Below are 24161 nucleotides of genomic sequence, written 5' to 3'. Positions count from 1 at the left end.
ACGCCAATTGCAATCGCCCCACCAAGCCATTATTCCGGCGCTCATGCGCAAAAACCCAATCCACATCATCGGCGGCGGCCTCGCCGGTTCCGAAGCCGCCTGGCAGGCAGCGCAAGCCGGCGTGCCCGTCATCCTGCATGAAATGCGGCCCGTTCGTGGCACCGATGCGCACAAGACCGATAGCCTGGCCGAGCTCGTCTGTTCCAATTCCTTCCGCTCCGACGACGCCGACAACAACGCGGTCGGCCTGTTGCACGCCGAAATGCGGCTGGCCGGCTCGTTGATCATGAGCGCCGGCGACGCCAACCAGGTTCCGGCCGGCGGCGCGCTGGCCGTCGATCGCGACGGATTCGCCGATGCCGTGACGAAAAAACTCGAAGCACACCCGCTGATCACCATCCGGCGCGAGGAAGTGCCAGGTCTGCCGCCGACGGATTGGGACCAGGCGATCGTTGCCACGGGTCCGTTGACCGCCCCCGGGCTTGCCCAGTCGATCGCGGAAGCGACCGGCGCCGATGCGCTCGCCTTCTTCGACGCCATTGCGCCGATCATCCATTTCGACACGATCGACATGAATACCTGCTGGTTCCAGTCGCGCTACGACAAGGTCGGGCCAGGCGGCACCGGCAAGGACTACATCAATTGTCCGATGGACAAGGACCAGTACCTTGCCTTCGTGCAAGCGCTGGTCGACGGCCAGAAAACCGAATTCAAGCAATGGGAAGGCACGCCCTATTTCGACGGCTGCCTGCCGATCGAAGTCATGGCCGAGCGCGGTGTCGAGACGCTACGCTACGGGCCTATGAAGCCGATGGGGCTGACCAATGCCCACAATCCGACGGTAAAGGCCTATGCCGTCGTCCAGTTGCGGCAGGACAATGCGCTGGGCACGCTCTACAACATGGTCGGTTTCCAGACCAAGTTGAAGCATGCCGAGCAGGTGCGCATCTTCCGCACCATACCGGGTCTCGAAAACGCTGATTTCGCCCGTCTCGGCGGCCTGCACCGCAACACCTACATCAACTCGCCGACCTTGCTCGACGCTTCGCTGCAACTGAAGTCGCGGCCCGGCCTGCGTTTCGCCGGCCAGATCACCGGCTGCGAAGGCTATGTCGAAAGTGCGGCCATCGGCCTGCTCGCCGGCCGCTTCGCCGCAGCGGAGCGGCTCGGCCTTGCTCCGTCCCTGCCGCCGCTGACCACGGCCTTCGGCGCTCTGCTCAACCACATCACCGGCGGTCATATTGTCTCCGATGACGAGCCGGGAAAGCGCTCATTCCAGCCGATGAACGTCAATTTCGGCCTGTTCCCACCTGTCGAAGCTCCGAAGGCCGAGGGCAAACGCATGCGCGGCAAGGACAAGACCGTTGCCAAGCGGCACGCCATCACATCGCGTGCGCAGGCTGATTGCCGAGAATGGCTAGGGCTGCCGGCACAAGCGCAAGCCGCCGAGTAGTCCGTGGCCAAGCACTCCGAGCTGCACCAGCTTCTGCCGTCGGACCTGCCGCCGAGTGGCGAACCTTTCGCCGGCGACTACGAAATTTGCTGGAGCATCTATGTCAGATGCACCAACCTGCGGAAGCTGCGCGAAGTTCATATACCCGCTATCGAGGCGCTAATAGGTCAGCCTCACGGGGGCCAAGGTTGGCTGTACGAAAATGAAAATTACAATGAGAACCGTGATCGAAGCTTGAAGAGAATCATTGCCGTTCAGCCTGTCGAAGGTCCCTACAATGACCGGCTAATTCTGGATTTCATGAAAGCGATCTATTCGCTGTCATCCTTCTGGGCGATCCAAGCCCGTCTGGATCCCTCACATCCTCATGGCGCCTACCTCAGTGCACGATTCACGCAGGAGGCTCCCAGCTCGGAGGCGCCGGCTATTGTCGACGCGCTGGTTGAGTTCGAAGCCAATTTTACAGATTTGGGGGGCCATGAATTCGGCCGGCATTTCGGCACAACTCGGCGCATTAGCGCCACCATGCCGGATGGTTCGGAAGCTGGCCGGGCGAAACCCAGGCGCTAGGACCTCATCGTTGGCCGCACGGATGAAGCAGGATACAATCCCACTTGCTGTCCAATGGGAGCCGTTCCACGGAATTCGCCGAGAAACTTTCTGTCACAGTCACGCCAGCAATGGCCCGCCTTATCCGCCAAAAAGTCGAAGACGGCTCTTTCGGCTCGGCGAGCGAAGTCATCCGCGCGGCGCTCCGGGCCTTCCAGCGCGAGGAAGAGGAGCATGCCGAGCGCCTAGCCGCGATCCGGGCCAAGATAAAGGCTTCGATCGAAGATACGCGTCCCGCTATTCCGCTGGATCACGCCATCGCGCAAGTGAGGGAACGAATCGCGCAATTGGCGTACGACAGCGATGACGACGGACCCTCCTGACATAAGAAGTTCTACTCGGCGGGCTCGACACCCACGCTTGGCAACCCAGGCTTCCCCGCCTCAGCAGGATTTCGCCTGACATAGGCAGCCTTCAAACTCTCCGAAGTCTCGCGCGAGCCGTCATGGCTCCAGCCGGGAGGCTTGATCAGATAGTTCAGGCGATCGCTCAAGGTCAGACCGGGCGCAAAGGCATCCCTGAACATGCCGATCCATTCATGGAATGCCACTTTCAGCGGATTGAAGGTGCCGAGATTCCTGACGATGCCGTAGCGCGGCCGGTCTTCTTCCAGTTCCCCGACGAAGGTGCCGAACATGCGGTCCCAGATGATCAGCGTGCCGGCATAGTTGGCGTCGAGATAGCGCGGATTGGTGGCGTGGTGGACGCGGTGGTGTGAGGGCGTGTTGAAGACGAACTCGAACCAGCCCCACATCTTGCCGATGGTCTCGGTGTGGATCCAGAATTGCCAGACCAAATTGAAGCCGAAGGTGAAGGCAATCACCGCCGGGTGGAAGCCGAGCAGCACCAGCGGCGCCTGCAGCACGAACATGAAGGTGAACAGGCCCGTCCAGCTCTGCCGCAGCGCTGTCGACAGATTGTAGTGCTGGCTGGAATGGTGGTTGACGTGTTCGGCCCACACCCAGCGCACCCGGTGCGCGATGCGGTGATAGAAATAGTAGCGCAGATCATCGAGCAGGAAGGCCACCAGAAAGACCCAGATCGACAGGCCGAGATTGAAGACGCGGAACTGCCAGAGCCACAGCAACGCCCAGTAGGACACGACGCCAAGCAGCAGCCCGGCAACGACATTGCCGGTACCCATCATCAGGCTGGTCAATGTGTCGCGCGTTTCGAACGAACCCTTGGCACGGCCGGTGCGCACCAACCAAAGCTCGATCAGGATCGCGACAACGAAGAACGGGATGGCCAGTTGAGTGACCTGCGGAAAATTGTAGTCGTCCATCATGCCGCCTCTCCGCCGAAACTCTGCGGCTCAAGCGCCTTCAGCAAGCCTTGCGCATCCGTTGCGCTGGCAAAGCGGAAGCGGCCGCCCTTCCAGGTGAAATCGGCGAGCCGCAGCGAGACCGTATTCCCGTCTCCAGCGTCCAAAATCGTGACATCTTGAGGCGTGACGATGCGGGTCAAGAAGCAGTCGCCTACGCTGTGAACGATCCCGAAGCGCCCTCGCCCGATATCCAGGAACGCGGTCCCGGCATCTGCTGTCAGGCGGACTGCCGCCACGATCTCGTCGGGAAAATCCTCGGCGAACCGGCTCTTCGCATGATCTGCGCCACTGAGCGTCGCCGTCTTGCTGCCGCCAGTGAAATGCACCGCGGCAACCGACAGCGCGATGCCAAGGGCGACGATCGCAACCAGCAAAGGCAAGCTCATTGAATGGGTATCTCCTCCGGCCGGCCTGTCGTCTATGGCGACAGTTTTGGCGCGGAGACTTCTTAGCACGGTTGACGTTTACGTCAAAGTGCTGGCCAACCCTTGCTCGCGCGGCGCAGCAATAGCCAATGCCGGCGCAAGGCCGAGAGCCGCGCCACGCCACCGAACGGCGAGCCATTCTCCATCTTGCCGAGATAGGCGCGCGACAGGGCCAGCGGCAGGAATGCCGGGCGCAGCGAGACCGGGAGAGCCGGTGCGCCTTGCTCGAAGGCGGAAAGATGTTCCCGTGCCAGCGCCATCATCGCCGCCACCGCGCGTTTGGCGCCGGATCCGCCGTCGCCGGTGACGAATTCTTCCGGCGACGATCCCGCTGCCGCCAGAATGTCGGCCGGGACAAAACATTGTCCGCGCTGGCGGTGCAGCGGCAACAGCAGCAGCAGGCCGGTCATCGCCTGTGCGCAGCCTGCCCTGCCCGCCAGTTCGGCAAAGCGCGGCGCCTCGACGGGATCGAGCACCATCGCCGCAAGCTGGATGAGCGCTGCGGCCGTCTCGCCGCAATAGCCTTCCAGATCGGTGCGCGACGGCATCGGGTCGTCGTAGAGGTCGAAGATGCGCGCATCGAGCATGTTCTCGAAGGCCGGCTTCGGCAGGCCGAATGTCGCTATCGTAGCGTTCACGGCTTCGGCAGTGGGATGGCCGGCGCCGGCCTCGCCGCCGGCGGCAATGACATCGCGCCACCATTGCAGCCGCACCTCGCCCGGTAGCGCCTCATGGATGCGATCGCGAATACCTGATATCTCCGCGTTGAAGGCGTAGAGCGAAAACAGCGCGTCGCGCTTGCCGTCCGGCGCGTAGAGCGCGGTCAGATAGCGATCATGATCGGCGGCGCGCACCGCGTCCATGACGATTTCAGCGCTTCGAGACATGTCAATCGACGGCAATGAGCGCGGCGGCCACGGCGCGCTCTTCCGCCAGAAGGACATTGTAGGTCCGCACCGCGGCCCCCGTCGACATCGGGTCGGATGCAACGCCGGCGGCCTTCAGCGCGGCCCGCAATGCAGCGGGCAACGGCCGAAGATCCCTGCCCATGCCGACCAGCAGGATCTCGATCTTGTCGGCCTCGGACAGCAGCCTGTCAAAATCCGCCACCGTCAGCGCCAAGGGGTCCACCGGCTCCCAGCCATGGATGCCGGATGGCAGACAGAGCAGCGAACCGCGATGCGACATGTCGGCAAAGCGGAATCCGCCATTGCCGTAGGCTTCGATCGGCGCGCGGCCCGGGAAATGCGCCTCGCGGATGACGATGCCTTTGCTGGTCACCGTTAAACCTCTTCGGGGGCGCGCGTCAGGTCGCGACCGCCTTGCCGCCATTGACCGGCTTCTCCTCGTCGGCCGTAGCCTGCGGCCGCAGTTTGAACAGGATCAGCAGCGGGGCGGCGATGAAGATCGACGAATAGGTGCCGAAGATGACGCCGAACAGCATGGCCATGGTGAACGAGCGGATCACCTCGCCGCCGAAAAGCACCAGCGCCAGCAGCGCCAGGATCGTCGTCACCGAGGTCAGCGTCGTTCTCGACAGCGTCTCGTTGATGGCGTTGTTCAGGAGTTGCGGCAGCGGCATGCGCTTGTATTTTCGCAGATCCTCTCGGACACGGTCATAGACCACGATCGTATCGTTCAGCGAATAGCCGATGATCGTCAGGATCGCCGCCAGTGACGACTGGTTGAACTCCAGCCCGGAGATGACGAAGAAGCCGAGCGTCATGACCACATCGTGCACCGTCGCCACGATGGCGCCGACCGCGAACTGCCATTCGAAGCGGAACCAGACATAGATCAGGATACCGAGCAACGCGATCAGCATGGCGATCGTGCCTTGCTTGGCGAGCTCGCCGGACACGGTCGGTCCCACCACTTCGACGCGGCGGAAGTCATAATTATCCTGCAGCTCGCCGCGCACCTTGTCGATGACGGTCTGCTCGGCATTTTCGCCACCATCCTGCGTCCCGACGCGGATCAGCACGTCGTTCGGCGTACCGAACTGCTGCACCTGGACTTCACCGATGTTGAGTTCGGTCAGCCGCGCGCGGAGGTCGGCGAGATCGGCATTGCCGCTCTTGGCCTGCACTTCGATCAGCGAACCGCCCTTGAAATCGATGCCGTAGTTGATGCCGACGGTCATGAACAGCACCACCGACAGGATCGAAAGTGCGCTGGACAGCGTGAACGTCCAGCGACGGATGCCCATGAAGGGGATCTTGGTGCCGGGCGGAACGAAGGTCACCGGCGCCTTCGGCAATTCCTTCGGGCGAGCACGCCGCAGCCAGATCGAGACCAGCAGACGGGTGAAGGTGAAGGCGGTGAAGACGGTCGTCAGAATGCCGATGGCATAGGTGATGGCAAAGCCCTTCACCGGCCCGGTACCGAGATAGAACAGCACCACGGTGGCGATCAGCGAGGTGATGTTGGAATCGACGATGGTCGCCAGCGCCTTGGTGAAACCGGTATCGATCGCCTGGATGACCGAGCGGCCGGCGCGCCGCTCCTCGCGGATGCGCTCGTAGATCAGCACGTTGGAATCGACCGCCATGCCGATGGTCAGCACGATACCGGCGATACCAGGCAAGGTCAGCGTCGCGCCAAGCAGCGAGAGCACGCCGACGATCATCGCCACGTGCACCGCCAGCGCGATGTTGGCGAGGAAGCCGAGGAAGCCGTAGGCGACGAACATGAAGGCAACGACGAGGATAGAACCGATGATGCCGGCAACCTTGCCGGCATGGATCGAATCCTGGCCAAGGCCCGGACCAACGGTACGCTCCTCGATGACGGTTAGCGTCGCCGGCAGCGCGCCGGCGCGCAGCAGCACGGCGAGATCGTTGGCGCTCTGGGCGGTGAAATTGCCGGAGATCTGGCCGGTGCCGCCGAGGATCGGCTCGCGGATCTGCGGCGCCGAAATCACCTGGTTGTCGAGGATGATGGCGAACAGCTTGCCGACATTTTGCGCCGTGGCCTGGCCGAAGCGCGCCGCCCCCTTCGAATCGAAGCGGAACGACACCACCGGCTCGTTGTTCTGCGAATTGTAGGTCGCCTGCGCATCGACGAGGTTTTCGCCCGAGACGATGACGCGGTTCTCGATCAGATACGGAACCGGCGGATCGTCCTGCGAATACAGCACCGACGAGCCGGCAGGCGGACGGCCGTTGAGCGCGTCCTGCACCGGCATCGACTGGTCGACCATCTGGAAGGTCAGCTTGGCGGTCTGGCCGAGGATTTCCTTCAGCCTTTGCGGGTCCTGAAGACCCGGCACCTGGACAAGGATACGGTCGTCGCCCTGCCGCTGCACGATGGGTTCGGTCGTGCCGAGTTCGTTGACGCGGCGTTCGACCACCTCGATCGACTGCGTCAGCGCGGTCGACGTGCGGTATTTGATGCCGGCATCGGTGACGTTGAACTTGAGCAGGCCGGGCTCGGAATCGTCGAGCGTCATTTCCTGCACGGAACCGCCGGTGAACAGGCCGGCGGCGACCGGATCGGTCAGCGTCTTCAGCGCCGTCTTGGCGGCATCGATCTGGGCGGGATCGGTAATGCGAACCTGCAGGGTCCGCCCCGTGCCGGCAAGGCCGGTATAGCCAATCTTGGCGTCGCGCAGCAGCGTGCGGATTTCGTCGCGCGTCGTCTCCAGCCGGTCCTTGATCAGATCGTTCTGGTTCATTTCCAGCAAGATGTGCGAACCACCCTGCAGGTCGAGGCCGAGCGTCATCTGCCGCTTCGGCACCCAGTTGGGCAGTTGCGCCAGCGTGCTGGCGGAGAACAGGTTGGGCGCGGCGAGGATCACCGTGATGGCCACGGCCACCCAGATCAGGATCATCTTGAAGCGCGAGAAATACAACATATGGCGTCGTCCGTCAGAGCGTGTCCGCGGATCGCTCCGCCTAAAATTGGATTATTTCTTGGCGTTCTGGTTGGCCACCGGCTCGCCCTTGACGCGCACATCGGCGATCGTCGAGCGCAGCGCCGTCACCTTCAAGCCATTGCCGAGGTCGACCTCGAGCTCGTTGTCGTCGATCACCTTGGTCACCTTGCCGACGAAGCCGCCGCCGGTGACGACCGTGTCGCCGCGACGGACCGCGGCCAGCATCTCGCCACGCTTCTTCAGCTGCGTGCGCTGCGGCCGGATGATCAGAAAATACATGATCACGAAAATCAGGACAAACGGCAAAATGCTGATGAACATGTCGGGAGAAGCGCCGACGCCTTGGGCGTATGCCGGTGTCACGAACATCGAGGTACTCCTGAATTTTGAAAACAGCCGCCAATCTGGCGGCCCCTTGAAATTTGGCCGGAATATAGTCGGTAAAGTTGTCAATGCAACTGCGCGGCCGGCCAAATCGGCTGCTTTTCCGGCCTGTTGAGCCGTGTTAGAGCAGGATCGCAAAAAGCGCGAGCCGGTTTCCGCAAAAAATTATGCTCGAACAAAAGGTTGCAACCGGTTTTGTATCAGGCGAAATCGGGCAGCTTCACGCCCCAAGACATCAAAAACGCGAAAACAAAAGACAGACATGACCGACAGCAGCATTGAGGCCCTGAACCAGAAACTCGACCGGCTGATCGAAGCGGTGAGCCGCCTTGCCCCGCCGCCGGTGCCCCAAACCGACCTCCGCGAGGCTGATTGCTTCGTTTGGCAGGCCGATCCGGGCTATCTGGAACCGGTGCACAGGGTTAACCGCGTCGACATCGGACTGATCCGTGGCGTCGACCGCGTCCGCGACATCCTTGTCGACAACACCGAACGCTTCGCTGCCGGCTACCCGGCCAACAATGTGTTGTTGTGGGGCGCGCGCGGCATGGGCAAATCGTCGCTGGTCAAGGCCGTGCATGCGGAGATCAACGCCAAGGCCAGGTCCGACCTGCCGTTGAAGCTGATCGAGATCCACCGCGAGGACATCGACACGCTGCCGAAGCTGATGGGTCTGCTGAAGGCGGCGCCCTTCCGCTTCATCCTGTTTTGCGACGACCTCTCCTTCGACCATGACGACACCTCCTACAAATCGCTCAAGGCAGCGCTCGAAGGCGGCGTCGAGGGCCGTCCAGCCAATGTCATCTTCTACGCCACCTCGAACCGCCGCCATCTTTTGCCGCGCGACATGATCGACAATGAACGCTCGACCGCGATCAACCCGTCCGAAGCGGTCGAGGAAAAGGTGTCGCTGTCCGACCGCTTCGGGCTGTGGCTCGGTTTCCACAAATGTTCGCAGGACGAGTATCTCGACATGATCGACGGCTATGTCCGCCATCACGGGCTGACAATCGATCCCGACACGCTGCGCGCCGAAGCATTGGAATGGGCGACGACGCGCGGCAGCCGCTCGGGCCGCGTCGCCTGGCAGTTCACCCAGGATTTGGCTGGCCGGCTCGGCAAACCGCTGAAGGACTGATGCGTTGGATAGCGTCGCCAACGCCATCCGATGACAAGATCATTTGGGCGGCTGCGACCGCCGCAAATCACGCGGCGTTTGGCCGATCTCACGCCGCATCCAATGCGCCAGATGTGACTGGTGCGCGAAGCCCGTCAATTCCGCCACCTCGCTTGTGCTGAGATCGCCTTGCTGCAGCAGGACGCGTGCGCGTTCGACGCGACGCCGTAGCACGTAGCGGTGCAGGGTGAAGCCCGTCGCCGCCTTGAACCATGTCCGCAAGTGCGAACTGCTGGCGCCGGCAACCCGGCTCAGTCGATGGATCGATAGGGGTTCGTGCAGCGCAACCTCGATATGCTCCAGCACGCGCTTGAGCTGAGTATCCGACAGCCGGTTCGCGCGATCGATATCAGGTTCACCGAGGCCAAGCAGCCTCACAGCGAGCGCGGCGCCGATGCTGTCGGCAAACAACGACCCGCTCGGCGACTTCGCATTGAGATCGCTCTCCAGTGCTCGCGCGAGGTGTTCGATGCGCTGGTCACGAAGCAGGTGACGTGTGCCGAGCGGCAATGCGCGCGCCTTGCCAAGTTCGGCTGCCACCCTTTCCATCAAGGCCGGTTGTAACGCGATCTCGATCGTGTCGAACGGGGTCTCAGCCTCGAACCCACCCTCCTGACCGGCGGGCACCAGGTCGATATCGCCGGCGCGCCTGACGAAATATCGTCGAACCTCATGGCAGTAGGAGCGCGTCGCGGCACTTGCATGCACCATGATGCGATGGTGTGGCGCCCGGAGCAGACGATGGACCCCGGCTTCGACATGCCGGGAGGCCAATGTTACGTCGGACGGGGATCGGGCCGGGGCGACTTGCGAGAGCATGCTTTCTCGATTCATGGCAAAACCTGTTCAAGACTTGGCAATTCCCGCGCGATTTTCAATGCCGTGGCTATGTACCTACGCCTCTCCATAAAACTTGGATGAGAGGTTATGCCATGAGTTTCTATGTTGTTGTGGGAGCAGGCCCGGTTGGTCGCGAGACCGCGCGGCTTCTGGGCGAAGAAGGCCATGATGTTGTCTTGACGAGCCGGAGTGTCGGTTCGAACGCGCTGCAAAACGTCCGGACCGTGCAGTCCGACGCCACCAATGCCGCGGAACTGGCGCGTATCAGCCGAAACGCCGACGCGATCTTCATGTGCGCCATGGCCGCCTATCACCGCTGGCCGACCGACTTCTTCCCAATCATCGACGGCACCGTGCGGGCTGCCGAAGCGGTCGGCGCGAAGCTTGTGGTGCTCGGAAATCTCTATGGCTATGGCAAAGATGCCGAAAGCCCGCTTCACTCCGACCTGTCTCTGGATCCGACTTCGAAGAAAGGAACCGCCCGGACGATCATGTGGCAGCGGGCGGTCCGTGCGGACGTGCCGGCCGTCGAAGTGCGGTCCAGCGATTATCTTGGACATGGCGCGATCAGCTCTTTCTCACTGGTCGCGCTGCCCTCCATAATCGAAGGGAAACCGACGGCTTTCATCGGAAACCTCGACGCAACTCACGCCTGGTCCTTCACGAAGGACGTGGCCAGGACACTGGTCGCTGCCTCGCGCTACACGGGCGAATGGGGACGGGCGTTCCATGTTCCATCGCAACACGCCCCACCCCGGGAACTCATCCGGGCGACCGCGGCAATGCTTCACCGTGAAATTCCAGGAACACGCTCCTATTCCATCTCCGAAATGGAAGCATTGGGCATGCATGAGCTCATCGAGATGAGCTATCTCTTCGACAAACCCTTGCTGGTCGATTCCTCCGACGCGGAGACGCTTCTCGGCGTCAAGGCCAGCAGCCTTGGCGTCATGATCGCCGACACTCTGCGCGACCATCTTTGAAGCTTGAAGACTGGCGCGTCGCACCGGAACTGAAAAAGCCCGCTCCTTTCGGAACGGGCTGAGCCGGCGGGCCGGACTGGAGGTCAGACGGCCCGCAAATTGCTTTTTTTCTTCTATTCGAAACAGCCCCGACTATTCGAGATAACCGGAGGGATCGACTGGCGCCGAATTCTTGCGCACTTCGAAGTGCAGCTTCGGCGAGTCCGTCGTGCCGCTCATGCCCGACAGCGCGATCTCCTGGCCGCGCTTGACCTTCTGGCCGCGCTGCACCTCGATCGAACTGGCATGGCCGTAGACGGTGACCAGGCCGTTCTCGTGGCGCACCAGCACCGTGTTGCCGAATTCCTTGAGGCCGTCGCCGGCATAGATGACGACACCGTTCTCGGCCGCCTTGACCGGTGTGCCCGTCGGCACGGCGATATCGACGCCGTCCTTGCCCGAGCCGAAACCGGAAATCACGCGGCCGCGCACCGGCCAGCGCATCTTGCCGATGCCGGTGGCGTCTGGCGCGACGGCATCGTCGGCCTCGGCCTGCTGGATGACCTTCGAATCCTTTTTCGGCGGCGTGTAGGACGCCAGCGTTTCAGACGGCGTGGTCTTTGCCGCGGGCTGCGTGGTGGCCGTCGTCACCGGATCGACCTTGGCCGGCTTGGCAGCGGCGACGGTCGCGGTTCCGCCGGCCGGCACCTTCAGGGTCTGGCCGATCTTGAGCAGTCCGTCCTTCATCCCGTTGGCCTGCTTTAGAGCAACGACGCCGACGCCGGTCTTCCTGGCAATCGAAGACATCGTGTCGCCCGACTGGACCGTGTAGGTCCCGGCAGCGCCGGTCGTCTTGGCAACCTGCGGCTTGGGCTCCTTGGGCTGGTTTGCTGCGGCCGACGCGTCGACCTGAGCGGCGGACTTGCCTTCCTTAGGCTTCGGCTGCTGCGGCAGAACGGCGACCTTGTCCGGCGCAGTGGCCGGCAGGTTGTGCTTGCCGTCTTTCGCCGGCTTGGCATCCGCGACCTTCGCCTCGCCTTTGCTGGAATAGGCATAGGCCGGGATGACCAGCTTCTGGCCGGTCTTCAGCCCCTTGGTCGCGCTCAGCCCGTTGACCTTCATGATCACGTCGGACGGCACCTTGTAGCGCTGCGCCAGGCCGCCGATCGTTTCGCCGTCCCTGACGACGATCTCGGTTGCATGCGGAGTGCCGGAAGCAGCCACGCGGGGTTCGTCAGGTTGCGAAACCTTGAAAGGCGACGCCGCCGGAGCGACGGTGCCGGTCGTGGTCCTGTCGACATGCGGTGCCGGGGCCAATGCGGTGCGCACCGGCTTCGATGCCGGCGCCTGCTGCGCTTGGGCAACGGGCGGCGGCAGCGGCCGCGTCGAGACCGGCTCGAGGCTGGAGCGGCTGACCGATTGTGTATGGCTGCCATCGATCGGAGCGGCGGCGACATCGCCCGGATAGGGCTGCTGTACGGCATCCTGCTTGTTGATGATGGCGCGCTGATTGTTGGTCGAGGATGTAAAGACGTCGTCGACGCCATTGAACCGCGAAACCTGGGAACTGCACCCCGCAGCAGCACCCGCGACCATCAGAATGGCGCAGCCTCGCGCCAGATTGCGACCGTTTGTCTTCAAAACACTGAGTTGCATCGCACTAACCCGCACATACCCGGTACAAACTAGGCATGATTAAAGCGCGTTAATGTTACTCGACGGTTAACCTCATGGAATCCGACGCAATTTTTCTTAAAATATTAGAGAGCGAGCCGTGCGAAGATTTCGGGTCAGGTCAGCCGGGGTCGAAGACGGGCGCACGACGCGGCCGAACATCGACATCCGCGCTAGATAACAGCGGCAACACCGCGCAGGATCGGCTGCAGGCGAACGAGGCCGATGTCTTCACGCTCGAAGCGGCTGCCGACCTTGGTCAGCTTGGCCAGCACCTGTTCGCCCTCTTCGGGGCCGATCGGAGCGATGACGATACCGCCGCTCGACAACTGGTCGAGCAGGAAACGCGGCAGGCTGTCGAAGGCAGCCCAGGCGACGATGCGGTCAAATGGCCCTTCATTCGGCAGCCCGCCGGAACCATCGGCGTGGCGCACGATCACATTGCCGATGCCGAGCGCCTCGAAGCGTTGCCGCGCCTGCTCGGCGAGCGTCTTGTAGCGATCGGTGGTGATGACCCGCGCGGCCAGCCGCGACATCACCGCCGAGGTGTAGCCCGAGCCGGTGCCGATCTCGAGCACGCGGTTGCCCTGCTCGATGGTGAGTGCGGCGATCACCGCCGCCTGCATGTCGGCGCCTTCGATCGCCTCGCCGCATTCGATCGGCAGCATGCGGTCCGACCAGGCGATCTGATGGAACTGGGCCGCCAGGAAGCCGCGCCGCGGCGTCGCCTCGAAGGCCGCGATCAGCGCCTTCGGCACAGTCCCCCGGCCGCGCAGACGCAGCAGAAAGGCGGCAAAACCTTCGCGGTCGTCGATCGGGAGGCCCTGGTTCATGCGAGCGCCTTGCTCAGTTGGTCACGGATTTCATGGGCGGTAAGGTCGAGCTGCAGCGGCGTCACCGACACCAGCCGGTTGCGCAAGGCGTAGAGGTCGGTGCCTTGCTTGCCTTCGACCGGCTCGCGGCCGAAACGCAACCAGTAGTAAGGCAGGCCGCGCCCGTCACGGCGCTCGTCGACCCACAGGGAGTGCACGAGCTTGCCCTGCGAGGTGACCACCGTGCCTGCGACTTCCTCGGGCGTGCAGTTGGGAAAATTGACGTTGAGCAGCACGCCGTCCGGCAATGGCGTCGCGACAAGTTTCTTCAGCAGCGCCGGCGCCAGCGCCTCCGTCGTCTCGTAGGGCACGACGCGATCTTCGCCGACATAGCTGTACCCCTGGCTGAGCGCGATCGAGCGAATGCCGAGCAGCGCGCCCTCCATGGCGCCGGCGACGGTGCCGGAATAGGTGACATCGTCGGCGATGTTGGCGCCCGAATTGATGCCGGACAGGATCAGGTCGGGTGCGCCAGGCAGGATCTTCTTGACGCCCATGATGACGCAATCGGTCGGCGTGCCGCGCACGGCAAAATGCTTCTCGCCAATCTTGCGCAGCCGCAGCGGCTCCGAGATCGACAGCGAATGCGCATAGCCGGACTGGTCCTGCTCGGGCGCCACCACCCAGACATCGTCGGACAGCGTACGTGCGACGCGTTCGAGCGACGCCAGGCCCTCGGCATGAATGCCGTCGTCATTGGTCAGGAGGATACGCATTATTTCGCTTCGATCTTTTCCAGACCGCCCATGTAAGGCCGCAGCACTTCAGGAATGGTTACGCTGCCATCCTCGTTCTGGTAGTTTTCGATGACGGCGATGAGCGCGCGACCAACGGCTGTGCCCGAGCCGTTGAGCGTGTGGACGAAGCGGTTGCCCTTGCCGTCCCTGTCCTTGTAGCGGGCGTCCATGCGGCGTGCCTGGAAATCGCCGCACACCGAGCAGGACGAGATCTCGCGATAGGCGTTCTGGCCGGGCAGCCAGACCTCGATGTCATAGGTCTTGCGTGCGCCAAAACCCATGTCGCCGGTGCACAGCGTCATGGTGCGGAACGGCAGGCCGAGCCGCTTCAGCACTTCCTCGGCGCATTGCGTCATCCGCTCATGCTCGGCAAGTGACGATTCCTGATCGGTGATCGACACCAGCTCGACCTTGTAGAACTGATGCTGGCGCAGCATGCCGCGCGTGTCGCGCCCGGCCGAGCCCGCTTCCGAACGGAAGCACGGTGTCAGCGCGGTGTAGCGCAGCGGCAGTTTTTCATGCGCGGTGATTTCCTCACGCACAAGGTTGGTGAGTGGGACCTCGGCGGTGGGAATCAGGCCAAGCCTGCCCTCCCCGTGCGGCGTAAAGAACAGATCTTCCTCGAACTTCGGCAATTGGTTGGTGCCGAACAAAACATCGTCCTTGACCATCAGCGGCGGAATGACTTCCTCGTAGCCATGCTCGGTCGTGTGCAAATCGAGCATGAACTGGCCGAGCGCGCGTTCCATCCGCGCCAGCCCGCTTTTCAGCACGGTGAAGCGCGAGCCTGACAGCTTTGCCGCGCGCTCGAAATCCATCATGCCGAGCGCTTCGCCGATCTCGAAATGCTCCTTCACCCAGTTCGGCCGCGTCGGCACCTTGCCGACGATGTGCTTGACGACATTGTCGTGCTCGTCCTTGCCGACAGGCACGTCGTCGAACGGCACGTTGGGCAGCACCGCCAACGCATCGTTCAGCGCCTTGTCCAGCTCGCGTTCGCGCGCCTCGCCGTTCTGGATGAAGACCTTGATCTCGCCGACTTCGGCTTTCAGCGTCTCGGCCAGGGCAGCATCGCCCGAACGCATGGCGTTGCCGATCTCTTTCGACGCGGCATTGCGGCGCTCCTGCTTGGTCTGTAGCTCGGTAACGTGTTCGCGCCGCGCCTCGTCCGAGGCGATCAGCCCGCCGACCGTGGACTGCGCCTCGTCAGCCGACCACGAGCGCTTCACCAGCGCCTCGACAAGGGCCTTCGGGTTGTCGCGAATCCATTTGATGTCAAGCATGGTTTGAACGCTCCGGGGTAGCATGTCGCCCAAAGTGCGCAGCGGTTTGGGACAACGACATGCTTCAAACAAAACTGAAACGCATCGCTTTCAGTGCGATGCGTTTCAGCCAGAGGGCGTAAACCGCATCCTCGATCGATGCAAGATGGGGCATGGGGAACGCAAGCATGCGATCACGCTTTGACGCGCTTTCGGCTGAAGGCGGGGGAGAGCCTGAAATGAAAAACCCGCCTCTACGGCGGGTCGCTGGCGCAAGTCAGCACCATACCGAGAATCATAGCATAGCTGCCCTCACCAGGTCAAGAAAAAATTCCTATCGAGACTGGCCAGACGCGGCGGCGCCGTTCAGGTGGAGGACGCGTCCGCCGGCTTCTTCTCGGCGACCTCTTCCGCCGCGTCCTGCTTCTCGCGTGCCACGCGCTGCTTTTCCTGATCGCGCTCGATCAGCCGGGCAGCCCAGATGGAGACCTCGTAGAGAAGGATGGTCGGAATGGCGAGGCCGATCTGGCTCATCGGATCGGGCGGCGTCAGCACCGCCGCGACGACGAAGGCGATGACGATCGCCCATTTGCGCTTCTCGGCCAGCCCCTTGGACGACAGCATGCCGACGCGTGTCATCAGGCTGGTCACCACCGGCAGTTGGAACACCAGGCCGAAGGAGAAGATCAGCGTCATGATCAGGCTGAGATATTCCGACACCTTTGGCAGCAGTGAAATCTGCACCTGATCGTCGGTGCCGGCCTGCTGCATGGCGAGGAAGAACCACATCACCATCGGCGTGAAGAAGAAATAGACCAGCGACGCACCCATCAGGAACAGGATTGGCGACGCGATCAGGAACGGCAGGAAGGCGTTGCGCTCGTTCTTGTAGAGGCCGGGCGCGATGAATTTGTAGATCTGCGTGGCGATCAGCGGAAAGGCGATCACCATGCCGCCGAACATGGCGAGCTTGACCTGCGTGAAGAAGAATTCCTGCGGCGCCGTGTAGATCAGCTCGACCTTGTGCGGATCGAGGCCTGCCCACTGCGTCGCCCATTTGAACGGGACGACCAGAAGGTTGAACAGCTTCTTGGCGAAGAAGAAACAGACCAGGAAGGCAACGAAGAAACCGCCCAGCGACCAGATCAGCCGCCGGCGCAGCTCGATCAGATGCTCCATCAGCGGCGCCGACGATTTCTCGATCTCGTCCTTTTCGGTGTCCGAAACGCTCACTTGGCGGCTCCAGCCGTCTTCTTGGCCGCCGGCTTCTTGGCCGCAGCAGGTTTCGGTTCGATTTTCGCCCCCGTCTTGGTCGCTACGGTCTTGGACGCGATCACCTTGGCCGCAGCGGGCGTCTTGGCCCTGGGCGTTTCAGGCATTGCCGCCGTCACCGGCTTCGCTGGCACCTTGGGCGCAGGCGTGGCCTTAGCGGTGACCGTTTTTGCAGGAGCTTTAGCGCCATTTGCCGAAGCCTTTATAGCCGGCGTCGCCCTTGACGGTGCAGGCTTGGCTGCCTTCTTCGCCGTGGACGCCTTCGGCGCCACGACGGGTGTCGTCGGCACTGATGACGTCACCACCGATTCGTCGGTCATCGCCGGGAAAATCGGCGCTGCCGGCGCTGCTTCCGGTCCGTTGACGCCGGGCATGGTCGTTGCACCGTTCTTCAGCGGCTCGGCCGCCTGCGGGGTCGAAGCGGCTGGCGTTGCCGGATCGGCTGCCGGCTTCGGCTTCATCGCCGCGTCGACGCCGGAGCGAACGTCGGCCGCGGCCTGTTCGAACGGATTGAGCTGCTTCCTGATCTCGGCCATCGGGCTCATGCCCCTGAGCTCGTCGACGGACTTCTTGACGTCGTCGAGCTCGGCTTCCTTCAGCGCCTCGTTGAACTGTTTCTGGAAATCGGATGCCATGGCGCGCAGCTTCGCCGTCGTGCGGCCGAAGGTGCGCAGCATATTGGGCAAATCCTTGGGCCCGACGACCACGATCATGACGATCGCGATGACCAGCATTTCGGTCCAGCCGACTTCAAACATGACACTCTGTTCCGACTAGAACCTTTGGGCTCAGCTCTTGCTGGCCTTTTCCTTCGCGGCCGCAACGGTCTCGTCGGCACGATGTTCGACGGTGCGCTTGTCTTCGGCAACGTCGTCGTCGGCCATGCCCTTCTTGAAGCTCTTGATGCCCTTGGCCATGTCGCCCATCAGCTCGGGAATCTTGCCGCGGCCGAACACCAAAAGCACGATCACCAGCACGATCATCCAGTGCCAAATCGAAAATGAACCCATAGCAAATCTCTCTCGAATGTTTTCCCTGGCGATGATCTATGCGTTTTCGCGTTGGGATTCAAACACAACTGCGACAGAGTTTATGAAAGGGTGGCGGATGTCACGCATTTTCGACGCGGCGGCCCCGCTACGAATCCGCGCATCCTCGACAGATCGGCCGCCAATGCCAGTCAATCTTCCGTGACGCGCGGCGTCAGCAGGCCGAGTTCCTCGAGATCGATATCGGTGAGCGCATCCTCGTCGTCGGTCAATGCATCGGGATCGGCCGGCGGCTGCGGAATGGAGAAATTCGACGGCATGCGGCCCGAAAGCAGGCCGGCCCCCTTCAGTTCCTCCATGCCGGGCAGATCGCGGATCTCTTCCAGCGCGAAATGATCGAGGAAGGTCTCCGTCGTGCCGTAGGTGACCGGGCGTCCGGGTGTCTTTCGCCGGCCGCGCATGCGCACCCATTCCGTTTCCAGCAGCGTGTCGAGCGTGCCTTTCGAGGTTTCGACACCGCGGATGTCCTCGATCTCGGCACGCGTCACCGGCTGGTGATAGGCAATGATCGCCAGCACTTCGAGAGCCGCGCGGGAGAGCTTCCTTTGCTGGACGGTATCCCTGCTCATCAGGAAAGCCAGGTCGCCGGCGGTGCGGAACGCCCAGGCATCGCCGACACGCACCAGATTGACGCCGCGCCGCGCATAGATCTGCTGCAGCTCGGCCATGGCCAGGGCGATGTTGATGCCGTCCGGCAGGCGTGCCGCAAGCTGCTTTTCGCTGACGGGTTCGGCGCTGGCGAACACGATCGCCTCGGCCATGCGCACAGCCTCGGCCAGATGCAGTCGCTCGGCCGGGTTTTGTAGCTGCTGCTCGGCCGGATCCTGGGAAAGCGGGCCCTCGTCGGGTTCATCGCCGATCTTGAACGGGACAACCGAAGCGTTGGCGCGTTCGCTCATGATGCCACCTCGACTGCCTTGATTGTCTGCGTTCGGCCGCGCAGGTAGATCGGCGCGAACGTCTGATCCTGCCGCACATCCATCTTGCCTTCGCGCACCAGTTCCAGCGTGGCAGCGAACGAGCTCGCGATCGCCGTGCGCCGCTCCTCGGGACTGGTCATGTACGCGATCAGAAAACTTTCCATCGTCGTCCAGTCGCTCACGGCTCCCACAAGGCGGGTCAGGATGTCGCGCGCGTCCTTGAGCGACCAGACACCGCGCCTGGCGATGGTCACATTGTTGATCGCCTGCTTCTGGCGCTGCTGGGCATAGGCGGTCAAGAGATCGTAGAGCGAGGCAGAATAGGCGTTGCGCTTTTCGATGATGACCATTTCCGGCATGCCGCGCGCGAACACGTCGCGGCCGAGCCGGTTGCGGTTGACCAGACGCGCCGAGGCGTCGCGCATGGCTTCCAGCCGCTTCAGTCGGAACTGCAGCACCGCCGCCAGTTCCTCGCCGCTTTCGCCCTCGTCGCCTGGCTGCTTGGGGATCAGGAGCTTGGACTTGAGGAAGGCCAGCCATGCCGCCATCACCAGATAGTCGGCGGCAAGCTCCAGCCTGAGCGCCCTCGCCGTCTCGACAAAGGTCAGATATTGCTCGACCAGCGCCAGGATCGAAATGCGCGCCAGATCGACTTTCTGGGTGCGGGCAAGATGCAGCAGAAGATCGAGCGGACCTTCGAAGCCGGCCACGTCGACGACCAGCGACGGGTCGCCGGTGACGCGTGAATCGTCATTTTCGGCCCACAGACGGTCCATCGGTGCGGCCTTCGCGGCCTTGCTTTCCAATGTCTCCGCCACTGCCTGTCACTTTCCCTTGCTATGCCACCGCATCGAAGTAGGTGGCGAATTCGGCGCGTATTTCGGTTTCTTCGACCGTGTCACGGTCCTTTATATAGGTCAGCGCCCGCTTGGCGCGCTCCAGCGACGTGCCCTCAAGCCCCGTGGTGCGCGATGCGATGCCGGCCATCTCCTCGAAAACGCCGTTGCAGTGAAGGACCAGATCGCAGCCCGCCGCAAGGATCGAGGCCGCCTTTGTCGGGAAATCCCCAGAAAGTGCCTTCATCGATGTGTCGTCGCTCATCAGCAGTCCGTCGAAGCCGATTTCGCGCCGGATGATCTCGTCGATGACCTTGCCGGAGGTGGTCGCCGGATTGTTCGGGTCGATCGCGCTGTAGACGACATGCGCAGTCATCGCCATCGGCAGATGGCTAAGCTCCTTGAACGGGGCGAAATCATGCCGCTGCAGATCACTGAGCGAGGCATTGACCACTGGCAGTTCAAAATGCGTGTCGGCAAAGGCACGTCCATGGCCCGGAATATGCTTCATGACCGGCAGCACGCCGCCCGATATCAGCCCTTCCGCGGCTGCGCGGCCGAGCTCGATCACGGGTCGCGGGTCCTTGCCGTAGGCACGCGCGCCGATGACATCGCTGGCGCCTTCGATCGGCACGTCGAGCACCGGCAGGCAATCGGCTGTGATGCCGTAGCGTAACAGGTCGAAAGCATGCAGCCGCGCCATCAGCCAGGCCGCGCGGGCGCCGGCATCATGATCGTCGCGCCACAGCGCGCCCAGCGCGCCGCCGGCGGGATAATTCGGCGCCAGCGGCGGCCGCAAGCGCTGCACACGGCCGCCTTCCTGATCGATGAACACCAGCGCGTCCGGACGCCCTATGCAGTCTCGCATCTCGGCGACCAGATCGCGGATCTGTTCGGTCTCGCCGATGTTGCGCGCAAACAGGATGAAGGCCCACGGGCATTCATTGCGATAGAAATTGATTTCTTCGCGGGTGAGCGATTTCCCGGCGCAGCCGAGGATCATGGATTTTGATTCGGTCATGTCGGCAGTTTAGGGCTTTGTGCGATCAAAGGGAATCGCCAGGGATTCATCCACGGCAACGCCGGATCTGCTTTCCCCATGAAAAAAGCCGGCGCGGTGACCGCGCCGGCTTTCAATCGGTTGGCTCCGGCTTTAGCGCGAGACGAAGCAGTTGCCGCCGGCGGCCTTGTAGCTGGTGCACAAATTGATCGCGTCATTGCGTGACTGGGCCGGAACGCGCACGCGGTAGAACGTGCCTTTGCCGGCGATCTCGGCCTTGACGATGTTGGCGGTACGCCCGGCAAGCACGCTGCCATAGCGGCGCTGCAGATCCTGATAACTGGACTGGGCGCTTTCGACGGTCGGCTGCGAGGCGATCTGCATCGACCACGAGCCACCGCCTGCCGCGGTCGATGCCGGATCGATGGACGCAACCTGATCGGGCTTGACCTCGCCGACGACATCGACCGGCTGGTCGGACGGACGCTGCGGCGCTAGCGGAACCTTTGCCGGCGTGTTGGCCGATTGGGCCTTGGCCTCGGCCTTTGGCTTGGCCACCGGCTTGAGGGCCGGCTCGTCGTCCGCCTGGGCGGCGGCAGGCGCCACGGTACCGGTCTGGTCGGCATCGGCTTGCGCCGCCGGGGCGACATGCTGCGGCGCCGGATCGACCGGCTCGGTAGCGGCCACTTGCGGAGCGGCGGGTGCCGCCGGATCTTCACGCGGCACCAGCGAACCGTCCGACTTGACCACCATGGTCCTCACCTTGCGCGGTGCAATGGCGACGACATCGGCATTTGTGCCCTTGTCTGCATCCTGCAGCACCTGCGCGATGCGGTCCTCGGACTTGGGAGCTGGCGCCGTATTGTCGGCCAAAGCAGCGCCGGCCATCGGCGCGGCGTTGCCGACATCGGTTCCAGCGCCGGCTGCATTCTGGTCCGGCGAAAGATCGATGGCGCGGGCCGGGTCCTTCGCCTGCACGTCCACCGGCTCTTCGGTGTTGGTGACCAGCTTTTCCTGGACCGGCTCGGCGGGCTTGGCGCCCCTGACCGCGTCGTAGACCTTGTTGTCCTGGTTCGGCACCACGGCACCGCCCGGATTCTCCGGCTTGACCTTGATCGGCGCGTTGTCGGCCTTGACGATGACGGGCGCTTCGCTGCCGCCCTTGCCGCCAAAGGACAGCGCAAAGGCACCGAGACCGCCCGCGACCGCGACCGCGCCGACAATCGCGGCGATGAACAGGCCGCGTCCGCGCGACGGCCTTGCGGCCTCACGCTCGCCGAGACCCGGAACAGCCATCTCCTCGTCGAGTTCGGGATCGTAGTCGAGTTCATCGACGGTGAAATCATCGGCTTGGGAAGCCGGCTGGCTCCCCGGCAGGTTGTCGAGGTCGTAGCCCGAGGCGTCGGCATAACCCGTGGGCGGCGCCGCGCGGGCAGACATTTCCATCGGCCGCGCCGCATAGGTTCGCGCTTCCGGCTCATAGCCCGGCTTGACCCCGTCATAGCCCGGCTTGAGGCTGTCATAGCCCGGCTTGAAGCCCGCGGCATAGGAGCCATCATCGTAAGACGCGCCGGCCGCGTTGCTTGCTGGGGCGGCAGTCACCTCCACCGCGTTCATCTCGGAGAGAAGGCTGGAGAACTCGGCATCGAGATCGTCATAGCCAGGCGACGCCGGCTGGTCTTCCTCGAAGTGCAGTTCGGGGATATCGAGATCGTCCGCCAGCGCCACGACACGCTCGGGCACATCGACCGTCTCGACATCGGGCATGTCTTCGTAACGCGCCGGCTGGCGCGATTGCGGCGCCGATACTGGGGCAGCGGGAGCCAAGGTTTCGACCGGCTCGGACGAACCATAGGACGTCATGGCGGCGACTGCCGGCGCTGCGGCCATGGATGATGCCACCGAAGCGGCCGGCTGAGCGCTAAACGTAGGCTGCGTGCTGAATGACGGCTGCTGCGGAACCGGCGTCACGCGGCTCCACGAACGCGTCGGCTCTGTCGGTTGGGAACGCTCCGCAAGCCAATCGAAAGAATCCGCCGAATTGTCCCGGGGAGCGGCTTCATCACGCGGATCAAGGCCCTGGGCCAAAGCCGCGTCCAACGCATCATCGTCGAAATCGACATCGCCAATGGTGTCCGAGTCCGGATCCTGGAGTTCATCAAGCATAAGATCGTCAATATCCGCGTCGGCCGCTTGGGCCGTGCCAACATGTCGATTCTGCTCAGGCGTGGTTTCGTCAAGATCCCAGTCGAGGTCGCCGACAAGGTCGGCCGGTTCCTCGGCAGGCTGGGCAACAGGCGGCGGGGCAGCGACAGCCGGCTGAGCCGTGACAGGCTCGCTGGCCACCGGCGCCGTGCGGGAAGTCATGGCGCCCAGCAGCGCATTCAACTCGTCTTCCAGGCTCCGTTCGTCCGCAATCGGGGCGTGCACCGCCGGCGCGACATTGGCTTCTGGCGCCGCCGGCTGGATCGTAGCGGCAGCAACTTCGGCGACCGGCTCTTCGACCGTTTCGGCGAACGAATCTTCAAAGTTCAGGTCGAAGGCATCGTCCGACAGGCCTTCAGGGTTGGAAATCTCGCTTGTTGAGTCCGCAGCATCGGCAAGCACTTCATGCGCTTCCGGCTCGTCGAAGGCGATCGGCTCATCCGCGCGAACGTCGAAATCCATGTCGACATCGGCCATGGCATCGTCGAGGCCAGCAAAGCTCTCGTCGGAGATTGCCTGGCCGTCAAGCGCCGCCGCCTGCTCCGGCATGGCATGCTCGACGGGATCGGCGGCCATGAATGACTGTTCCGCCGCCGAATGGTCGTCGAGCATCAGCTCGTCTTCAAGCGACATTGCCACCGCATCGTCGAATTCGTCATCGGAGGCAACCGGCTCGACAGAAGCGGGCGTATCGGCAACGCTGTACAGGGCCTCTTCGGCTTCCTCATCGATCCGAAGGTCCTGGTCGAGCGAGGCGGCAAGCTCGTCCGCCATCGACTGATCGTCCTCGAAGGGGGACACGTCCTCGAGCGAACCGGCGACGGCATCGCCAATGTCGGACGCGAAAGCGGGCTCGACGGACGGCACGGCTTCAGCGGCGACCGCATGGCTGGCGCCGGCGACGTGGTCGTCGATCTCAGCCATGTCCAGTTCGAAATCGTCGTCGAGCGACACCGAAAGCTCGTCGTCCATCGCGCTGGCGTCAGCCGCTTCGAATGCCGGCTCATGCACGAAAGTCGGCTCATGAGCCTGAACAACCGGAGCGGCGTCGCTGTCGTCAGCGCCGAACTCGCCCATCATTTCTTTCTCGAGATCGATATCGAAATCGCCCTCTTCGAGCCCGTGATCGGCGGCTGGGGCCTGCGGCTGGGCGGGCGATTGCGGCCTGACCGGCTGGCGCGGGTCGAATCCCATGATCCTGGTCAGTTCCGCGAACGGATCATCCTCAGCGATGTCGTTGTTGTCGGCTACTCTCAGCTGGGTTCTGTCTGCCATTATTG

At 63.1% G+C, this 24161-nt stretch carries 23 protein-coding genes; 5 read left to right on the top strand and 18 right to left on the bottom strand.

Features of this window, described 5'->3' with window-relative positions; genetic code table 11:
• The first annotated feature begins 43 nt into the window (after window positions 1–43).
• Genes trmFO through EOC83_RS24430 form a run of 3 tightly spaced genes read left to right on the top strand, consistent with a single transcriptional unit; the run spans window position 44 to window position 2385 of the window.
• Entirely contained in the window at window positions 44–1453 is a 1410-nt protein-coding gene (gene trmFO, locus EOC83_RS24440) for a methylenetetrahydrofolate--tRNA-(uracil(54)-C(5))-methyltransferase (FADH(2)-oxidizing) TrmFO (RefSeq protein ID WP_127325989.1), read from the top strand.
• 3 nt (window positions 1454–1456) lie between these two features.
• On the top strand, window positions 1457–2023 hold the full coding sequence (locus EOC83_RS24435) for a hypothetical protein (protein ID WP_063168112.1): 567 nt from the start codon (window positions 1457–1459) through the stop codon (window positions 2021–2023).
• Between the two features lie 44 nt (window positions 2024–2067).
• On the top strand, window positions 2068–2385 hold the full coding sequence (locus EOC83_RS24430; RefSeq protein ID WP_013531311.1) for a type II toxin-antitoxin system ParD family antitoxin: 318 nt from the start codon (window positions 2068–2070) through the stop codon (window positions 2383–2385).
• An 11-nt stretch (window positions 2386–2396) separates the two neighbouring features.
• On the opposite strand, the gene EOC83_RS24425 is transcribed toward EOC83_RS24430, so the two are convergent.
• The 6 genes from EOC83_RS24425 to yajC form a co-directional block, all read right to left on the bottom strand.
• The gene (locus EOC83_RS24425) at window positions 2397–3347 is read right to left on the bottom strand and encodes a sterol desaturase family protein (RefSeq protein ID WP_174564975.1); all 951 of its coding nucleotides are present in this window, start codon (window positions 3345–3347) and stop codon (window positions 2397–2399) included.
• On the bottom strand, window positions 3347–3775 hold the full coding sequence (locus EOC83_RS24420; RefSeq protein ID WP_027160420.1) for a hypothetical protein: 429 nt from the start codon (window positions 3773–3775) through the stop codon (window positions 3347–3349). The genes EOC83_RS24425 and EOC83_RS24420 overlap by 1 nt, the downstream gene beginning before the upstream one ends.
• 83 nt (window positions 3776–3858) lie before the next feature.
• Window positions 3859–4701, bottom strand: a complete 843-nt coding sequence (locus tag EOC83_RS24415; protein ID WP_063170250.1) for a phytoene/squalene synthase family protein — start codon at window positions 4699–4701, stop codon at window positions 3859–3861.
• A 1-nt stretch (window position 4702) separates the two neighbouring features.
• The gene (locus EOC83_RS24410) at window positions 4703–5146 is read right to left on the bottom strand and encodes an Mth938-like domain-containing protein (RefSeq protein WP_050580472.1); all 444 of its coding nucleotides are present in this window, start codon (window positions 5144–5146) and stop codon (window positions 4703–4705) included.
• Window positions 5121–7670, bottom strand: a complete 2550-nt coding sequence (secDF, locus tag EOC83_RS24405; RefSeq protein ID WP_013531306.1) for a protein translocase subunit SecDF — start codon at window positions 7668–7670, stop codon at window positions 5121–5123. The genes EOC83_RS24410 and secDF overlap by 26 nt, the downstream gene beginning before the upstream one ends.
• 51 nt (window positions 7671–7721) lie before the next feature.
• Window positions 7722–8060 (bottom strand): preprotein translocase subunit YajC, encoded by a 339-nt coding sequence (yajC, locus tag EOC83_RS24400; RefSeq protein WP_013531305.1) that lies wholly within the window; start codon window positions 8058–8060, stop codon window positions 7722–7724.
• A gap of 277 nt (window positions 8061–8337) precedes the next feature.
• Between yajC and EOC83_RS24395 the strand changes: the two genes are divergently transcribed.
• The gene (locus EOC83_RS24395; protein ID WP_024503854.1) at window positions 8338–9213 is read left to right on the top strand and encodes an ATP-binding protein; all 876 of its coding nucleotides are present in this window, start codon (window positions 8338–8340) and stop codon (window positions 9211–9213) included.
• Between the two features lie 39 nt (window positions 9214–9252).
• On the opposite strand, the gene EOC83_RS24390 is transcribed toward EOC83_RS24395, so the two are convergent.
• Window positions 9253–10071 (bottom strand): AraC family transcriptional regulator, encoded by an 819-nt coding sequence (locus tag EOC83_RS24390; RefSeq protein ID WP_063170251.1) that lies wholly within the window; start codon window positions 10069–10071, stop codon window positions 9253–9255.
• A 113-nt stretch (window positions 10072–10184) separates the two neighbouring features.
• Here EOC83_RS24390 and EOC83_RS24385 point away from each other — a divergent pair, with 113 nt between their 5' ends.
• Window positions 10185–11075 carry an NAD-dependent epimerase/dehydratase family protein gene (locus tag EOC83_RS24385; RefSeq protein ID WP_063168115.1) on the top strand — a complete coding sequence of 297 codons (891 nt, stop codon included), beginning with the start codon at window positions 10185–10187 and terminating at the stop codon, window positions 11073–11075.
• 132 nt (window positions 11076–11207) lie between these two features.
• Here EOC83_RS24385 and EOC83_RS24380 read toward each other — a convergent pair whose 3' ends face one another.
• From EOC83_RS24380 to EOC83_RS24330, 11 genes are all read right to left on the bottom strand, one after another.
• Window positions 11208–12710 (bottom strand): peptidoglycan DD-metalloendopeptidase family protein, encoded by a 1503-nt coding sequence (locus tag EOC83_RS24380; RefSeq protein WP_063168116.1) that lies wholly within the window; start codon window positions 12708–12710, stop codon window positions 11208–11210.
• Between the two features lie 191 nt (window positions 12711–12901).
• Window positions 12902–13561 carry a protein-L-isoaspartate(D-aspartate) O-methyltransferase gene (locus EOC83_RS24375; RefSeq protein WP_013531300.1) on the bottom strand — a complete coding sequence of 220 codons (660 nt, stop codon included), beginning with the start codon at window positions 13559–13561 and terminating at the stop codon, window positions 12902–12904.
• The gene (gene surE / locus EOC83_RS24370) at window positions 13558–14316 is read right to left on the bottom strand and encodes a 5'/3'-nucleotidase SurE (RefSeq protein ID WP_024503850.1); all 759 of its coding nucleotides are present in this window, start codon (window positions 14314–14316) and stop codon (window positions 13558–13560) included. The genes EOC83_RS24375 and surE overlap by 4 nt, the downstream gene beginning before the upstream one ends.
• Complete coding sequence (gene serS, locus EOC83_RS24365; RefSeq protein ID WP_063168117.1) at window positions 14316–15620, bottom strand: serine--tRNA ligase; 1305 nt, start codon at window positions 15618–15620, stop codon at window positions 14316–14318. Before serS ends, surE begins: the two co-directional genes overlap by 1 nt.
• 345 nt (window positions 15621–15965) lie before the next feature.
• A complete protein-coding gene (gene tatC / locus EOC83_RS24360) occupies window positions 15966–16832 on the bottom strand; it encodes a twin-arginine translocase subunit TatC (protein WP_013531297.1) in 867 nt (288 codons plus the stop codon).
• Complete coding sequence (tatB, locus tag EOC83_RS24355) at window positions 16829–17629, bottom strand: Sec-independent protein translocase protein TatB (RefSeq protein WP_063168118.1); 801 nt, start codon at window positions 17627–17629, stop codon at window positions 16829–16831. The genes tatC and tatB overlap by 4 nt, the downstream gene beginning before the upstream one ends.
• A 30-nt stretch (window positions 17630–17659) precedes the next feature.
• Window positions 17660–17881 carry a twin-arginine translocase TatA/TatE family subunit gene (locus tag EOC83_RS24350; protein ID WP_013531295.1) on the bottom strand — a complete coding sequence of 74 codons (222 nt, stop codon included), beginning with the start codon at window positions 17879–17881 and terminating at the stop codon, window positions 17660–17662.
• 170 nt (window positions 17882–18051) lie between these two features.
• The gene (gene scpB / locus EOC83_RS24345; RefSeq protein WP_027160430.1) at window positions 18052–18819 is read right to left on the bottom strand and encodes an SMC-Scp complex subunit ScpB; all 768 of its coding nucleotides are present in this window, start codon (window positions 18817–18819) and stop codon (window positions 18052–18054) included.
• A complete protein-coding gene (locus EOC83_RS24340; protein WP_013531293.1) occupies window positions 18816–19616 on the bottom strand; it encodes a ScpA family protein in 801 nt (266 codons plus the stop codon). The genes scpB and EOC83_RS24340 overlap by 4 nt, the downstream gene beginning before the upstream one ends.
• A 61-nt stretch (window positions 19617–19677) precedes the next feature.
• Window positions 19678–20697, bottom strand: a complete 1020-nt coding sequence (nagZ, locus tag EOC83_RS24335; RefSeq protein WP_013531292.1) for a beta-N-acetylhexosaminidase — start codon at window positions 20695–20697, stop codon at window positions 19678–19680.
• A gap of 132 nt (window positions 20698–20829) precedes the next feature.
• Window positions 20830–24156, bottom strand: coding sequence for an SPOR domain-containing protein (locus EOC83_RS24330; RefSeq protein WP_063168119.1), 3327 nt, complete (start codon window positions 24154–24156; stop codon window positions 20830–20832).
• Between the last annotated feature and the right edge of the window lie 5 nt (window positions 24157–24161).

It is taken from the genome of Mesorhizobium sp. Primo-A, assembly GCF_003997175.1.
GTDB classification, from domain to species: Bacteria; Pseudomonadota; Alphaproteobacteria; order Rhizobiales; family Rhizobiaceae; genus Mesorhizobium; species Mesorhizobium ciceri.
Note: the sequence above shows the minus strand (reverse complement) of the source record. Positions and strands in the feature narration are given on the sequence as shown.

Bases quoted from the DNA above. Each gene is read 5' to 3' on its own strand.
- trmFO (WP_127325989.1), top strand. From the start codon at position 44: ATGCGCAAAAACCCAATCCACATCATCGGCGGCGGCCTCGCCGGTTCC.
- EOC83_RS24425 (WP_174564975.1), bottom strand. From the start codon at position 3,347: ATGGACGACTACAATTTTCCGCAGGTCACTCAACTGGCCATCCCGTTC.
- EOC83_RS24420 (WP_027160420.1), bottom strand. From the start codon at position 3,775: ATGAGCTTGCCTTTGCTGGTTGCGATCGTCGCCCTTGGCATCGCGCTG.
- EOC83_RS24415 (WP_063170250.1), bottom strand. From the start codon at position 4,701: ATGTCTCGAAGCGCTGAAATCGTCATGGACGCGGTGCGCGCCGCCGAT.
- EOC83_RS24410 (WP_050580472.1), bottom strand. From the start codon at position 5,146: ATGGCGGCAAGGCGGTCGCGACCTGACGCGCGCCCCCGAAGAGGTTTA.
- secDF (WP_013531306.1), bottom strand. From the start codon at position 7,670: ATGTTGTATTTCTCGCGCTTCAAGATGATCCTGATCTGGGTGGCCGTG.
- yajC (WP_013531305.1), bottom strand. From the start codon at position 8,060: ATGTTCGTGACACCGGCATACGCCCAAGGCGTCGGCGCTTCTCCCGAC.
- EOC83_RS24395 (WP_024503854.1), top strand. From the start codon at position 8,338: ATGACCGACAGCAGCATTGAGGCCCTGAACCAGAAACTCGACCGGCTG.
- EOC83_RS24390 (WP_063170251.1), bottom strand. From the start codon at position 10,071: ATGCTCTCGCAAGTCGCCCCGGCCCGATCCCCGTCCGACGTAACATTG.
- EOC83_RS24385 (WP_063168115.1), top strand. From the start codon at position 10,185: ATGAGTTTCTATGTTGTTGTGGGAGCAGGCCCGGTTGGTCGCGAGACC.
- EOC83_RS24380 (WP_063168116.1), bottom strand. From the start codon at position 12,710: ATGCAACTCAGTGTTTTGAAGACAAACGGTCGCAATCTGGCGCGAGGC.
- EOC83_RS24375 (WP_013531300.1), bottom strand. From the start codon at position 13,561: ATGAACCAGGGCCTCCCGATCGACGACCGCGAAGGTTTTGCCGCCTTT.
- surE (WP_024503850.1), bottom strand. From the start codon at position 14,316: ATGCGTATCCTCCTGACCAATGACGACGGCATTCATGCCGAGGGCCTG.
- serS (WP_063168117.1), bottom strand. From the start codon at position 15,620: ATGCTTGACATCAAATGGATTCGCGACAACCCGAAGGCCCTTGTCGAG.
- tatB (WP_063168118.1), bottom strand. From the start codon at position 17,629: ATGTTTGAAGTCGGCTGGACCGAAATGCTGGTCATCGCGATCGTCATG.
- EOC83_RS24350 (WP_013531295.1), bottom strand. From the start codon at position 17,881: ATGGGTTCATTTTCGATTTGGCACTGGATGATCGTGCTGGTGATCGTG.
- scpB (WP_027160430.1), bottom strand. From the start codon at position 18,819: ATGAGCGAACGCGCCAACGCTTCGGTTGTCCCGTTCAAGATCGGCGAT.
- EOC83_RS24340 (WP_013531293.1), bottom strand. From the start codon at position 19,616: ATGGACCGTCTGTGGGCCGAAAATGACGATTCACGCGTCACCGGCGAC.
- nagZ (WP_013531292.1), bottom strand. From the start codon at position 20,697: ATGACCGAATCAAAATCCATGATCCTCGGCTGCGCCGGGAAATCGCTC.
- EOC83_RS24330 (WP_063168119.1), bottom strand. From the start codon at position 24,156: ATGGCAGACAGAACCCAGCTGAGAGTAGCCGACAACAACGACATCGCT.